Annotated in this window: 13 protein-coding genes and 1 tRNA gene; 7 read left to right on the top strand and 7 right to left on the bottom strand. The window is 43.6% G+C overall.

The annotated features are described in order from the left end of the window. Positions 1 to 6 precede the first annotated feature (6 nt). The 3 genes from H7708_RS02660 to H7708_RS02650 all read right to left on the bottom strand — a co-directional run bounded on the left by H7708_RS02660 (position 7) and on the right by H7708_RS02650 (position 2378). A complete protein-coding gene (locus tag H7708_RS02660) occupies positions 7 to 744 on the bottom strand; it encodes a hypothetical protein (RefSeq protein WP_223668926.1) in 738 nt (245 codons plus the stop codon). Continuing rightward, the gene (locus tag H7708_RS02655; protein ID WP_235727476.1) at positions 744 to 2138 is read right to left on the bottom strand and encodes an FAD-binding oxidoreductase; all 1395 of its coding nucleotides are present in this window, start codon (positions 2136 to 2138) and stop codon (positions 744 to 746) included. Before H7708_RS02655 ends, H7708_RS02660 begins: the two co-directional genes overlap by 1 nt. Before the next feature lie 164 nt (positions 2139 to 2302). After that, a tRNA-Val gene (locus H7708_RS02650) sits at positions 2303 to 2378 on the bottom strand. 208 nt (positions 2379 to 2586) lie between these two features. On the opposite strand from H7708_RS02650, the gene gltX reads away from it, so the two are divergent. Further along, complete coding sequence (gene gltX, locus H7708_RS02645; RefSeq protein ID WP_223668924.1) at positions 2587 to 4005, top strand: glutamate--tRNA ligase; 1419 nt, start codon at positions 2587 to 2589, stop codon at positions 4003 to 4005. 60 nt (positions 4006 to 4065) lie between these two features. On the opposite strand, the gene H7708_RS02640 is transcribed toward gltX, so the two are convergent. Then, the gene (locus H7708_RS02640) at positions 4066 to 4683 is read right to left on the bottom strand and encodes a hypothetical protein (protein ID WP_223668923.1); all 618 of its coding nucleotides are present in this window, start codon (positions 4681 to 4683) and stop codon (positions 4066 to 4068) included. Positions 4684 to 4728: 45 nt separating this feature from the next. Next, entirely contained in the window at positions 4729 to 5610 is an 882-nt protein-coding gene (locus H7708_RS02635; protein WP_223668922.1) for a cyanophycinase, read from the bottom strand. 241 nt (positions 5611 to 5851) lie between these two features. Here H7708_RS02635 and H7708_RS02630 point away from each other — a divergent pair, with 241 nt between their 5' ends. The 3 genes from H7708_RS02630 to H7708_RS02620 all read left to right on the top strand — a co-directional run bounded on the left by H7708_RS02630 (position 5852) and on the right by H7708_RS02620 (position 9134). Next, entirely contained in the window at positions 5852 to 7810 is a 1959-nt protein-coding gene (locus tag H7708_RS02630) for a M1 family metallopeptidase (RefSeq protein ID WP_223668921.1), read from the top strand. A gap of 99 nt (positions 7811 to 7909) precedes the next feature. Then, positions 7910 to 8500, top strand: coding sequence for a carboxymuconolactone decarboxylase family protein (locus H7708_RS02625; RefSeq protein ID WP_223668920.1), 591 nt, complete (start codon positions 7910 to 7912; stop codon positions 8498 to 8500). 301 nt (positions 8501 to 8801) lie between these two features. Then, complete coding sequence (locus tag H7708_RS02620) at positions 8802 to 9134, top strand: YegP family protein (protein WP_223668919.1); 333 nt, start codon at positions 8802 to 8804, stop codon at positions 9132 to 9134. Between the two features lie 38 nt (positions 9135 to 9172). On the opposite strand, the gene H7708_RS02615 is transcribed toward H7708_RS02620, so the two are convergent. Further along, a complete protein-coding gene (locus tag H7708_RS02615; protein ID WP_223668918.1) occupies positions 9173 to 9694 on the bottom strand; it encodes a TIGR00645 family protein in 522 nt (173 codons plus the stop codon). Between the two features lie 121 nt (positions 9695 to 9815). Between H7708_RS02615 and H7708_RS02610 the strand changes: the two genes are divergently transcribed. The 3 genes from H7708_RS02610 (at position 9816) to clpA (ending at position 13252) form a co-directional block, all read left to right on the top strand. Next, a complete protein-coding gene (locus H7708_RS02610) occupies positions 9816 to 10388 on the top strand; it encodes a SixA phosphatase family protein (protein WP_223668917.1) in 573 nt (190 codons plus the stop codon). 205 nt (positions 10389 to 10593) lie between these two features. Continuing rightward, on the top strand, positions 10594 to 10926 hold the full coding sequence (gene clpS, locus H7708_RS02605) for an ATP-dependent Clp protease adapter ClpS (protein WP_223668916.1): 333 nt from the start codon (positions 10594 to 10596) through the stop codon (positions 10924 to 10926). Between the two features lie 52 nt (positions 10927 to 10978). Beyond that, the gene (clpA, locus tag H7708_RS02600; RefSeq protein WP_223668915.1) at positions 10979 to 13252 is read left to right on the top strand and encodes an ATP-dependent Clp protease ATP-binding subunit ClpA; all 2274 of its coding nucleotides are present in this window, start codon (positions 10979 to 10981) and stop codon (positions 13250 to 13252) included. 96 nt (positions 13253 to 13348) lie between these two features. Here clpA and infA read toward each other — a convergent pair whose 3' ends face one another. Next, positions 13349 to 13567: a translation initiation factor IF-1 gene (infA, locus tag H7708_RS02595; protein ID WP_223668914.1), complete on the bottom strand. Its 219-nt coding sequence runs from the start codon at positions 13565 to 13567 to the stop codon at positions 13349 to 13351. Positions 13568 to 13666 lie beyond the last annotated feature (99 nt).

Below are 13666 nucleotides of genomic sequence, written 5' to 3'. Positions count from 1 at the left end.
TTTGGCTTAGTGGTGTAAGTGATGAAGAATAAGCACCAACAGAGCTGCGATAACTAGACCTGCGATGAAATACCCTTTATGGTGGATTGAATTCACGAACTGGTGTTCTGCGGCATCTTCATGGGTGTGAGCATGGGGCTCGTCATCTTTATGATCATGGCTGTGAGGTCTGTGTATAATGACGTGTAATAGTGTGCCGCTGACAATGGCCTGGAAATAATCAATAAAGGTATTGTGTAAGCCAAATAGCTGTTTCTCGCCAATATAAAAGCCTGCGGCTGTGGCGATTAACATCAGTCCAAAAACGATGGCGGATTTTTTCTGACCCCACAGTGGGTTTACGATCCACCACAGGCTTAAGCCGACCACAAGGCGGTGGAGAATGACAGCATAGGGTAGCATTTCGTTACCTGTTACGGTTACAACTGCAGCCCCATCGATGGCTGAATGCGTTAATAAGCCGGCAATGCCCAATACTAAAGCGACGCTATGTGTTTTATGGGCAAAGCGCCTAAAAGTAATTTCTGCTAATGCGGGTCCAAAAAAGCCTAACAGTAGCAATGGTAATAGAACGATACCGATATTGTTCCACAGTACTGGAAGTACATCGAAAATAAGTAGTGAGCCTACTGAAACCAAAACGAACGGGAAAAGAAAATCATCCATACGTCTGTTGTGCCCAATAACTCTTAACGCTAATGGGCCTATTAACAGAGCCACCAGGCTCAATAGCAGCAAGACCATTAAAAAACCTTTCCAGGGTTCATAATATTATTTGGATCAAAGGTAGCTTTAATCCCTTTCATGTAAGTTATTTCCTGCTCAGAGCGACTATAGGACAAATAAGGTTTCTTCAGTAAACCCACACCATGCTCTGCAGAAATACTGCCGTCCATCTTTTCTAGTTCAGAGAATATTAGTGGGTTAACTTTTTCACAAGCTGCAATGAAATCAGAATATTCCATAGTTTCTGGAGCTAAGATATTCAGGTGCAGGTTGCCATCACCAATATGTCCAAACCAGATGACTTCAAAGTCAGGGTAGTGTTTCGACACAATGTCATCTACTCGATGTAAAAAGTCAGAAACTTTATCTGGAGTGACAGCAATATCATTTTTATAAGGTTTGCGCGAGGAAATGGTTTCAGAAATATACTCACGGTACTTCCATAGTTCCTCAGTTTGCTGCTGACTCTGGCTCATGACACCATCTATAATGGAACCATCTTCTAACCCTGATTCGAAGCAACCAAGTGCCTTCTCAATAATATCCTCTGAAGAAGCATCAAACTCAAGTAGGCTGTAGAAGGGGGCCTCTGTTTCTACAGGACGAGGTAAGTCATGATGTGCCATAACCTTGACCAGGGCTTCTTCTGAGAAAAATTCAAACGCGGTTAAATCGACTTCTTTCTGGAACAAGTTAAGCAGGGCTTTAACTTTATCTAACTCAGGGGTCGCCAGCAGCAGTACCGTCAGGTTGCCTGGTTGGCGAGTGAGTTTTATGGTGGCCTCAGTAATCAGCCCCAAAGTCCCTTCGCTACCGATAAATAGATGACGCAAATCTAAGCCGGTAGCATTTTTTATCAAACCAGAGTTAAGCTCCAGAATGTCGCCTTTTCCGGTTACGACCGTTAGGCCCATCACCCAGTCACGGGTCAGGCCATAGCGGATGACCTTGATACCACCTGCATTGGTTGCGATATTGCCGCCGATCTGGCTCGAGCCACTTGAGGCAAAGTCTACCGGGTAGTAGAGATCATTATCTGCCGCAAACTGTTGCAGCTGTTCAGTAATAACACCTGCCTGACAGTGGACCTGTTGTGTCGAAGCTTCGAAGCTACCAATATGGTTCATTTTATCGAAGGCAACGACCAGTTCACCGTTACTGGCGACAGCGCCGCCGCTCAGGCCCGTACGACCACCAGAGGGGACAAGAGCGATATTGTTATCGTTCGCCCAGCGTACGATAGCTGCAACTTGCTTGGTGGTTTTAGGAAGCGCTATAGCTAATGGAGCGACAGGGTAGTTATTCGTCCAGTCTTTACCATATTGCTGCAGAGCGTCGGTATCTGTGAGTAAACAGTCGGCGTCAAGTATGCTTTTTAAAGCGTCTAACGAAGGTTGCACAAAGAGCTCCATTTGTCTTTGATTTCAAAAGGCTGAGGCATATTTTGCCAGAGCTTTTACCGAAAAGAAACGAGTTGTGCTTTTATCTTCCCGGTTATAAAGCATTGAGGCAAAAAAAAGCCCCTGAACAAAGTCAGAGGCCTGGAATACAATTCAATCTAAAAGGGTATGGAAAGTGGTGGGTGGTACTGGGCTCGAACCAGTGACCCTCGCCTTGTAAGGGCGATGCTCTCCCAACTGAGCTAACCACCCACATTCCAATGTGTTCCTCAAGAACGGGGCGCATTCTAAGAGCGGGAGCGAAGAAGGTCAACTGTTTTTTTCGAAAAAAGGAAAAAAAGTTTCAAATCAATAAAATACGGCGGTAAATTGCTTGATTATTAAGCGTTTAAGCTAAATAGGTTTTGAAACAGTTGTGGTCTTGGTAGAATAGCGCCAACTTCGATAACCTGTTTATATTATGACCGTTAAAACTCGTTTTGCTCCTAGCCCTACGGGCTATTTACATGTTGGTGGCGCTCGTACTGCGCTTTATTCCTGGTTATATGCAAAAAAGCATCAGGGGAAGTTTATCTTACGTATCGAAGATACGGACAGAGAGCGCTCAACAGAAGCATCGGTACAGGCGATCTTTGATGGGATGAGCTGGCTGAACCTTGGGCATGATGAAGGTCCTTTCTATCAGACGGAACGTTTTGAGCGTTATAAAGAGCAAATTAACAAGCTGCTTGAGTCTGGTAATGCTTACCGCTGTTACTGTTCAAAGGAACGTTTAGATAAGTTACGTGAAGAGCAGCAGGTGAATAAGCAAAACATTGGTTATGACGGCCATTGTCGTCATTTATCCCAAGATGAGCAGGACATCAGTCAGCCGCACGTTATTCGCTTCAAGAACCCACAAGAAGGCACAGTAGTCTTTAATGATTTAATTAAAGGCGAAATTGCTGTTAGTAACAGCGAGCTTGATGACTTAATTATTGCTCGAACCGATGGTACACCTACTTATAACTTTACGGTTGTGGTGGATGATTCTGATATGGAGATAAGCCACGTTATCCGTGGTGATGACCATGTTAATAATACGCCTCGCCAAATTAACATGATTAAAGCGTTGGGCGCTGATGTCCCGCACTATGCTCATGTACCAATGATCCTTGGCGATGATGGTAAGCGTCTGTCTAAGCGTCATGGTGCGGTCAGTGTGATGCAGTACCGTGATCTGGGCTATCTGCCACAGGCGGTGCTCAATTATTTGGTCAGACTGGGCTGGTCGCATGGTGATCAGGAAGTTTTCTCGATTGATGAGATGATTGAGTTGTTTGACCTGAAAGACGTGAACCGTGCACCTTCAGCATTTAATACCGAAAAATTGAACTGGCTGAATCAGCATTACATGAAAAACTTACCAGTGGAAGAGGTGATGCCACATCTTCAGTGGCATATTGAGCAGGCTAAGCTAGACGTTAGTAATGGGCCAGATCTAAAACAGTTAATTCCAGTCATGGCGGATCGTGTTAAGACCTTGAAGGAGCTTGTAGCTTCGGTAAGTTATTTCTACCAGGATTTTGATGAGTTTGATGCAAAAGCTGCTAAGAAGCATCTGCGACCAGTAGCAAAAGAGCCATTGGAGACGGTCAAATCCAAGTTGACTGCACAAAATGACTGGACGGCAGATTCTCTTCACCACTTGGTTAGCGCTACTGCTGAAGCGCTTGATATTGGTATGGGTAAGGTCGGTATGCCGCTACGTGTTGCTGTAACTGGTTCCGGAATGTCTCCAGACTTAGGTATTACATTGGAGTGGATCGGGAAAGACAGAGCGTTACAGCGAATTGATAAAGCTTTAGCATTTATTGCGGAGCGTGAAGCGCAGGCTTAATTGCCGTAGCGATTAATAAAAAAGCCTGCAGATGCAGGCTTTTTTATTGAGTGAGGAAAATTAATTCTGAGTTAGTTCAACACTATGTTTGCCTTTGATGCTGTTAATGGCCTGCAAGATATCTTCTGCATGGGAGCCCTTAAGATCATCAACACCAGCTGTGAAGGTATATTTCATACCGCCAGCAAAAAAGTCCGCAGCAATGACTGAGCGCCAGTTTGATAGAGGGAAGACCTGATAACACTTTGCGCCATTGTGGCAGGTGTGATGAGTGTAACCACCAATTTTATGGTTATCGTTGATTTGCTTGTAAGTTTTGCGCTTTAGCTTAGAGCCTGTGCGATACAGGATTGTGACACTGGCTAAGTCTTTTTTACTTTTATTAATGTTAAAAGTTGAGCGCTTTGCTTTATAGCCTGAAATCACTAAATGTACATTTTTGTTTTTGATAGTGTAGCTGACATAGCCTTTAGGCATGATGTTTTGCTTTAGCTTCCAGCTTGAAGGAACCTTCATGTAGTTATTGGCACCGATGTTGGCATGCTCGTAGGTTTTCTCCTTTTTGACAGGAGTCTTTTGCGCTACCGGTGTCTGTTTTTTCGGAGCGGAGCTACAAGCCCATAAAAGTAATGACCCCGTGATAATAATACTGATATTTTTTAAGTTACTCTTTGTCATTAATGTCACCTAATGAATACTAAATGGTTGAAGTTGAACTTGTTATTAAGCCCAATGCTCATCATATGCTTGATGATCTGAGGCTTTAAATCGGCTTCCTGGTGCCAAAATATGCATCTGTAAACCAAACAGCGAAATATAGTCGCCACTGCCTGCTGAACCCATTGAAGAATATTGCAAGTTGCTCGGGTCTATCAGCGTTGCTGAACCTTTGCCATGAACTTGCAGTTCTTCTTCAGGACTAATAAAAAGCGCTGAACCCTCATCTATGCCTATCCCAATAGTAAATGGGTTGTAGGAGAGGGCTGTTAACAGTCGCCCTAACCTGCCAGGCTGTTGAAAGTGATAGTCAAGCATAAAGCGGTTGGTCAGGCCGAGTCCTGGAGCCATGGTTACACCGTCTTGTTTCGGGGTTATCGATTCTTCCCCCCCTGCAATCATATGCTCACTCAGCAAGGCCGCAGCGCCATAACTGCCGGCGATATGGACCCCATCAGCATTTAACTTACGAAGCTGTTTGGCCATCGGGGTACCACCAATAATTGTTGAGATCTGTAATGGCCTTTGCCCCACGATGATGATGAGATCATTGTCTGCCAGCTGTTGCACCAGCTCTTCTTGGCTAGCATCCTGTCGAGAAGTAATGGTTACTTCTGAGCAAGTGCTAAAACCATTGTCGATAAGGTTGCTACGCAAATCATGCTCAATGGTATTAGAGCTAATGGTTAAGATGACTGCCGAAGCATTTGCATTAAGGCAGATGCTTCGAATTTGTTCAGCTATGTCATCCGTTATGTGGTGCTTACAACCGCCGATAGGGATGATATATCCTCTATCATATTTACCGCTACCCAGTGATGGCATCGACTTACTCCATGGTTCTCGGTTACTACACTTCGCTATCAGTGCCGGCACTGTAGCAGCCAATACTAACACCAACAATTGACAAAAAATGTGCAGGAGTTGGTGCTATTCGTAAAAAAAGTTGACACTTTAAGCAAAACCTTTCCGAAGTAATTACTGCAACTTCTTGTTTTTATTAACACGTCATGAAATTTTATGTAATTTATACAATTCAGCTAAGAGTGCTCATGACTTGACTTGCGAGCTTTACTTCATTTTTTTTTATTGGTTAAATGTCTGTCTTCTACGATAAAAGAGAAGTGTGATGAAGACAAGTTATAAGTATTTATTGATGGCTGCAGCCCTTGGCTTAGCAGCATGTCAGCAGGAGTCGGAAGACAAAGTTGATACCGCTCAAGCAGCTGCTGCGCAAGAGGCAGAAAGTGTTAAGGACCAGGCCGAAGAAAAGGCTGAGCAACCAGCAAAAGAGGTCAAAGTAAGCTCGCGCATAGATGAGCATTCTTACGGTAATCTGAATGAGGTTCAGCTACAGCACCTCGATCTCGATTTAACGGTAAATTTTGAAGAGAAAGAGTTACAGGGCCACGTAGATATCAGCTTTAAGCGTTTAAAAGATGACGTTACACGTCTGGATCTGGATACTCGTGACATTGATATTGAGAAATCTCAGATTTGGTCCAATGACACTTGGCAGGATACGACTTTTGAGTTAGCTGAAAAGGATCCAGTCTTAGGCTCAAAATTGAGCATTGCTCTGGACGATAAAACAACAAAAGTTCGCGTATTTTACAACACACAGCCACAGGCTAGTGGCTTACAGTGGTTAACGCCAGAACAGACGGCTGGTAAAGAGCATCCCTTTGTCTATAGTCAGGCGCAAGCCATTCATGCGCGTAGTTTTATTCCTATCCAGGACTCGCCGTCAGTTCGTGTCACTTACAATGCCAACTTAAAAACACCGAAAGAACTATTAGCTGTGATGAGTGCTTTCAATGAGCCAGATACTGAGCTTGATGGCGACTATCACTTCGAAATGCCACAGGCGATTCCACCGTATTTGATCGCATTAGGCGTTGGTCACCTTGAGTTCAAGCCGATGAGTGATCGCACCGGCGTTTACGCTGAACCTAGCTTACTGGATGCTTCGGTTGCTGAATTTGAAGATACCGAAGAGATGGTTAAGGTGACGGAAGAAATGTACGGCCCTTATCGTTGGGGACGTTACGATTTATTAATTCTTCCGCCAAGCTTCCCATTTGGAGGTATGGAAAACCCGCGTCTATCTTTTATTACACCAACAGTGATTGCCGGTGATAAGAGCTTGGTTAACTTAATCGCTCATGAATTAGCACACTCCTGGTCAGGTAACCTGGTGACTAATGCCACGTGGCGCGACTTCTGGTTAAACGAAGGTTTTACCAGTTACGTAGAAAACCGCATTATGGAAGAACTTTATGGCGAAAAGCGTGCTGTGATGGAAAAGGCATTGGCGGTTCAGGACTTGCGTCATGAAGTCAAAGAGTTGCCAAAACATTACACCGTATTAAACGTCAATCTGGAGGGTAACGATCCTGATGATGCTTTCTCCGGTGTTCCTTACGTCAAAGGTCAAATGTTTTTGGTTTACCTTGAGAAAAAGTTTGGACGTGACGTGTTTGATGAATTTCTGGTCGACTACTTCAACAATCATGCATTCCAGAGTTTGACGACGCAAGAGTTTGAAAAGTACCTTAAAGAAAACTTACTGGACAAGCACCCTGGGGTTGTTTCGATGGAGCAGGTGACAACCTGGTTACACGAGCCTATGTTGCCTGAGATGATGCCTAATCCAACTTCTGATGCTTTCACTACGATTAATTCTGAAACTCAGTCATGGTTAGCTGACGAAGCTAGGTTAGACGATTTGGGCACTGACGAGTGGACTGTGCATGAATGGTTACACTTCATTAATAATCTGCCTGAAGATTTGGCTCAGGAGCGTATGAAGCAACTGGATGAGACCTTTGGCTTAACAGACTCGACCAATAATGAGATCGCTCATGCTTGGTTGTTGCTATCGTTAAAGGCTGGTTATGATGCTGTCATGCCGCGACTTGAGACCTATCTTGTATCTATTGGTCGTCGTAAATTAATTGTGCCACTTTACAAGCAGCTAATGGAAACCGAGGAGGGAGCGGTTTTTGCCAAAAGAGTCTATGATATTGCTCGGGCTGGCTATCATCCTCTGGCACAAGGTACACTTGATGAAATAGTAAACAAATAATCAGTTAAAAGGCTTTCTTCGGAAAGCCTTTTTTGTAACAGATGACAGAATAACGTATCTATATAAAATGATAAAACGCAAATGATATAAGGACCAACTATGGCTTTTTTAGAACCACTATCAAAAGACTTACATCCTGAATTGGCAGAAGATTTTGCCATTTTCGAAGAGATCCTTGGCTTTGTTCCAAATAGCTTATTAACCATGCAGCGCCGTCCTGAAATTGTGAAAGGTTTTGGTGTATTAACTAAGGCTGTTATGTCACCGGACGGCGAGGTTGATCTCGGCTTTAAGCGATTATTGGCACACTTTGCCAGTCGCGCGGCCGGTTGCCAGTACTGCGAAGCACATTCTTTGGTTGCTGCAAAAATACACGGCATTAGCGAAGAAAAACTTGAACAAATCTGGGAGTACAAAACGAGTGACTTATATTCAGAGGCTGAGCGAGTTGCATTGGACTATGCTTTAGCAGCCGGAGCAGTTCCTAATGACGTTGATCAGCCATTGATGGAGCGAATGAAGCAGCACTGGAGCGAAGATCAGATCGTGGAAATTCTGGGAGCGATTTGTCTGTACGGTTTTCTCAATCGCTGGAATGACTCGATGGCAACCGAGCTGGAGGAAGCACCTACAGCCATGGGTGAAAAAATTCTCAGCAAAGGTGGTTGGGATGGTAAACGCCACAAATGATGAAAAATTACAGCTTTTCGGGATAGTGTGGTCATCACAAGTTGTTACAGACTGTGGTGGTTCCTGAGAATGCCACCCTTTCTTTCATGTTTTTTTTGTTGCAGGATACTCTTAACTTAGTGTAAGCAGAAGCTTTTGCTCTGAACAGATCTTATTATGCATTTAATATCCATCAAATATTCAAATGTTGAGAAAGTGTTAAATGTCAATCTAGTTGCTTGAACTTTTTATATAAATCAGTGATATTGATTGGCGGGAGGCTGTAAAAGAATCAGCTGAATTAACGAAAGAGGTAATAAAAATGGCAGGAAAATTTGTAATCTCAAAGGGTAATGACGGAAAAAGTTACTTTGTATTAAAGGCGGGTAACGGAGAAACTATACTGCAAAGCCAAGGATACTCATCCACTTCAGCATGTGAAAATGGTATTGATTCGGTCCGAAAAAATTCACAGGATGATAATCGCTTTGAAAAGAAAACAGCTAAAGATGGGCGTTACTACTTCGCACTAAATGCATCTAATGGACAGCAGATTGGTAAGAGCCAGATGTATAAATCTGAAAGTGGTCGCAATAACGGGATAAGCTCCGTCGCCCGGAATGCTCCTGATGCTAACGTCGTCGAGGAAGAATGAGTAATACTAAAAAGCCCCGCGATCGGCGGGGCTTTTGCTTAATGATTATGGCTACTTTTCGATGTTAAGTAATCCATGACGGCGAACAGTAATCCTGAAATAACGAAAACACCGTGTATTAATAACTTCCACTTCACAACCTCGAGGCTAATGGTTCCATCATTGTCCAGCTGCATATAGGTCCGTAGTAAGTCGATGCCGGATATGGCGACGATAGAGCTGATTAGCTTAACCTTAAGAGTGGAAAATCCAACCTTGCCCATCCAGCCGGGCTTGTCTTCGTGCTCGGATACATCCAGCTTTGATACAAAACTTTCATAGCCACTAAAGATGATGATAATTAACAGGTTGGCAAGTAGCGTCATATCGACCAGGGCTAAAATACCTAAAATCGTATCGGTCTCACTTAGCGAGCCAAAATGAGTGACAAGATGCCAAAGCTCTTTGGCAAAACCGCCAAATAAAATAGCTATAGACAAGATGAGTCCTACAAAAAATGGTGCGAGAATCCAGCGACTACTAAAAATACCGGCTTCAAGTACGTGTTCCACTTTTTTCATATTTAATCCTAAGTTACATCCAGTTCTGAATGGGCAATATTGTAGTCTAAAGCAAAGATCTGTAAATAATAATATGATGTATTGATGTAACAACGTTTAACATGTCATAAAAGTGTTGTTGATGTGTCATATAAGCATCTTTGTAGGCCGCTATGATGTGTACAAATGTCATAAACCAGAAGACTTGAACGTGGCAAATAAAAAGTTATATATTTTCCGACATGGGAAATCAGACTGGAAAGCTAAATTTAAAAATGACTATGAACGGCCTCTAGCCGAACGGGGAATCGAAGCGGCCAAAAATATGGGGGCTCATATGAAAAAAGTTGGACAAACACCGGATTGTATTATGAGTTCCAGCGCTAAACGCAGTTTTGATACTATAAATTTAGCTATGGAGTTTGGTCAATGGGAGTCATCTTTAACAACAACGCGCTCGTTATATTTAGGAAGTGTTGAGGAAACGATTGAGCTGATTCAGTCTTTTGACGGTGATGAAAAGCGGTTAATGATTGTATCGCATGAGCCATTATGCTCTGCACTGCTTGCTGAGCTAACCATGGGGACTCACATCAAATTTCCGACAGCGAGCGTTGCCAGGGTTGATTTTAAAGTAAGCTCCTGGGCTGATGTTGACTCCGATAAAGGGCAGCTCGCCTGGTTGTTAACCCCAAAAAGTATATTTGGTAAGTAAGAGGTGGCTTAAGCACTGTCCATTAAGCTTTCTTACCTCTTTAAACAGGCTTCTTAAAACTTATTTTTCAATAAGTTAGCCAAGGTATTCGGGTAATAAAATATACTCTTGCTTGCAAAACTTTACCAAAGATCAAGCTTGAACTCCTTCCAAATGCCCTCATTAATAGCCATAATAGAGGTAACAATGCCAGTATTGATACATTATGAGTAACGAGCATAAGTTTAATGAGGAAAAAGACCATGGGTTGGCGGTGGCAGAGGCAAAGCCGAAGCTAAAAAAACCTCCAATGTACAAGGTCATGATTTTAAACGACGATTACACACCCATGGATTTTGTGGTTGAAGTGTTAAGAACCTTTTTTTCGATGGATCAAGACAAGGCCACTCGAGTGATGCTTCAGGTTCATAATGAAGGTCAGGGGGTATGTGGTATTTATACTCCTGATATCGCGGAAACGAAGGTCGTACAAGTTAACGAGTTTTCGCGCTCTAATGAGCATCCGTTGCTTTGTGTGATGGAGCCTGAAGAGGAATAGGTTGAATCATTGGTTAGCCACGTTGCGGCGGGCCATGTAAGTAGAGGTTATTATGCTTGATAAAGAGTTAGAACGGTCTCTGAATAAGGCATTTCATCGAGCCAGAGAGTATCGTCACGAATTTATTACCATTGAGCACTTAATGCTGGCGTTGCTGGATAATAAGGATGCTGTAGAGGTCCTCAAAGCCTGCTCCGTTGATTTGTCCAAGTTGCGCGAGGAATTAGAAAACTTTGTGGGTAAAACCACGCCTCAATTTTCAGAAGACAACGAGGAATATGAAATTCAGCCAACCATCGGCTTTCAGCGAGTGTTGCAGCGTGCTGTTTTTCATGTGCAGTCTTCAGGTAAGGAATCCGTTAGTGGCGCTAATGTCTTGGTGGCTATGTTCAGTGAGCCAGAATCGCAGGCGGTTTACTTATTGTCGCAGCAAGATGTGTCACGATTGGACGTGGTGAACTTTATTTCACACGGAGTATCAGATGACGAAGAGTTTGATACTGCGGAAATAGAAGATGACGTACAGCCTGAAGAAGCAACCGAAGCGAAACCTTTGGATCAATATGCAATTAACCTGAATCAGCTGGCCGAAGAGGGCAAAATTGATCCTCTTATTGGGCGTACTCATGAAGTGGAACGAGTGGTGCAGATTTTATGCCGTCGCCGGAAAAATAACCCGCTTTTAGTGGGTGATGCGGGTGTGGGTAAAACCGCTATTGCCGAGGGGCTGGCAAAGCGAGTTACTGATGGCGATGTACCGGACGTTATTTCCGATGCTGTGGTTTATTCTTTGGATTTAGGCGTGTTGTTGGCTGGCACAAAATACCGGGGTGACTTTGAAAAGCGCCTGAAAGCAGTATTGGCACAGCTGAAAAAAGAGCGTCATGCGATCTTATTTATTGATGAGATTCATACCATCATCGGTGCAGGCGCGGCATCTGGCGGTACCATGGATGCTTCTAATTTAATCAAGCCGGTGTTAGCTAACGGCGACTTGCGTTGTATTGGTTCGACAACTTTTCAGGAGTACCGTGGTATTTTTGAAAAAGATCATGCCTTGGCACGTCGCTTCCAGAAGGTGGACGTTAATGAACCTAGTGTGTCTGAAACCGTTTCTATTCTTGAGGGGCTGAAAGAGCGCTATGAAAAGCACCATCTTGTGAAATATACGCAGTCGTCGTTGAAGGCAGCTGCTGAACTGTCGGCAAAGTATATTAATGACCGCCAGTTACCGGATAAAGCCATTGATGTGATTGATGAAGCTGGTGCTCGTCAACGTATTCAGCCCGATGATAGTCGTAAGAAAGTGATTGATACGACTGATATCGAGCAGGTTATCTCTAAAATAGCACGTATTCCTGAAAAGACGGTATCGTCATCTGATAAGAAGCTGTTACGCAACCTGGATCGCAACCTGAAAATGGTGGTTTTTGGTCAGGATAAAGCGATTGATACTTTATCCGAAGCGATCAAATTATCGCGTGCAGGCTTGGGACAGGAAAACCGTCCGGTGGGCTCCTTCCTCTTTGCCGGCCCTACGGGTGTTGGTAAAACGGAGGTTACTCGTCAACTGGCTAAGTTGATGGGGGTTGAATTAATACGTTTCGATATGTCGGAATATATGGAGCGGCATACGGTATCTCGCTTGATTGGGGCGCCTCCAGGTTATGTCGGCTATGATAAAGGTGGGCTACTGACCGAAGCGGTCAACAAGAATCCGCATGCTGTGGTGCTGCTTGATGAGATTGAAAAGGCACACCCGGATGTTTTTAACTTACTCTTGCAGGTTATGGATCACGGTACCTTGACGGACAACAATGGCCGTAAAGCAGATTTCCGTAATGTTGTGCTTGTCATGACCAGTAATGCGGGAGCCCAGGATCTGGTAAGGCAGTCTATTGGGTTTAAAGAGCAGGATATGTCGCGTAACAATGAGGAAGCGATTAACAAAACTTTCTCTCCAGAATTTCGCAACCGATTAGACGCTACTGTTTGGTTTAATGCATTACCGAAAAAAGTCATTTTGTCCATCGTCGATAAGTTCTTAACCGAGGTGCAGGGGCAACTGGATGCGAAACAAGTTAACCTTCACGTTGATGATGAGGCGCGTGAGTGGCTGGCTGAACATGGCTATGATGTCAACATGGGCGCGCGTCCTATGTCACGTCTGATCAGCGATAGAGTGCGTAAGCCTCTAGCCAACGAAATTTTATTTGGTGAGCTGGTTGATGGTGGCGATGTGTATGTTGGTCTCAAGGATGGGGAGTTGGATATAAAAGTGGAGCCGTTGCGTAAGAAAATCACACAAAAGGAAGAAACTGAATAAGTTGAGACTGTTAGGAGCTAACAAAAAGGTGTTGTTTTTAAGCAACACCTTTTTTAATTTGCCTGCGCTTAGATTCTTAACCAGCGCAAGAGCCAATTAACGCGCACGGAAGGTAATTCTACCTTTAGTTAGATCGTATGGGCTGATCTCAACCGTTACCTTATCGCCCGTTAAAATACGAATATAGTTTTTACGCATTTTCCCTGATATGTGGGCGGTAACAATGTGACCATTTTCTAGTTCTACTCGGAACATAGTATTTGGAAGGGTTTCAAGTACCTTCCCCTCTAGTTCAATTACGTCTTCTTTCGCCATCCGGCTAATCTCTCCTGTGCAATTAATTAATAATGTGCTTAAAAAATGGGCGTATGATGCACTATTTAGCCCATAATCGCAAAGTATTTTATCACTTTC

The organism is Kangiella shandongensis (genome assembly GCF_020005365.1).
Lineage (GTDB): Bacteria > Pseudomonadota > Gammaproteobacteria > Enterobacterales > Kangiellaceae > Kangiella > Kangiella shandongensis.
The sequence above is the reverse complement of the archived record's forward strand: the minus strand, read 5'-3'. Positions and strand labels throughout refer to the sequence as shown.

Bases quoted from the DNA above. Each gene is read 5' to 3' on its own strand.
- H7708_RS02660 (WP_223668926.1), bottom strand. From the start codon at position 744: ATGGTCTTGCTGCTATTGAGCCTGGTGGCTCTGTTAATAGGCCCATTA.
- H7708_RS02655 (WP_235727476.1), bottom strand. From the start codon at position 2,138: ATGGAGCTCTTTGTGCAACCTTCGTTAGACGCTTTAAAAAGCATACTT.
- gltX (WP_223668924.1), top strand. From the start codon at position 2,587: ATGACCGTTAAAACTCGTTTTGCTCCTAGCCCTACGGGCTATTTACAT.
- H7708_RS02640 (WP_223668923.1), bottom strand. From the start codon at position 4,683: ATGACAAAGAGTAACTTAAAAAATATCAGTATTATTATCACGGGGTCA.
- H7708_RS02630 (WP_223668921.1), top strand. From the start codon at position 5,852: ATGAAGACAAGTTATAAGTATTTATTGATGGCTGCAGCCCTTGGCTTA.
- H7708_RS02625 (WP_223668920.1), top strand. From the start codon at position 7,910: ATGGCTTTTTTAGAACCACTATCAAAAGACTTACATCCTGAATTGGCA.
- H7708_RS02620 (WP_223668919.1), top strand. From the start codon at position 8,802: ATGGCAGGAAAATTTGTAATCTCAAAGGGTAATGACGGAAAAAGTTAC.
- H7708_RS02615 (WP_223668918.1), bottom strand. From the start codon at position 9,694: ATGAAAAAAGTGGAACACGTACTTGAAGCCGGTATTTTTAGTAGTCGC.
- H7708_RS02610 (WP_223668917.1), top strand. From the start codon at position 9,816: ATGTGTCATATAAGCATCTTTGTAGGCCGCTATGATGTGTACAAATGT.
- clpS (WP_223668916.1), top strand. From the start codon at position 10,594: ATGAGTAACGAGCATAAGTTTAATGAGGAAAAAGACCATGGGTTGGCG.
- clpA (WP_223668915.1), top strand. From the start codon at position 10,979: ATGCTTGATAAAGAGTTAGAACGGTCTCTGAATAAGGCATTTCATCGA.
- infA (WP_223668914.1), bottom strand. From the start codon at position 13,567: ATGGCGAAAGAAGACGTAATTGAACTAGAGGGGAAGGTACTTGAAACC.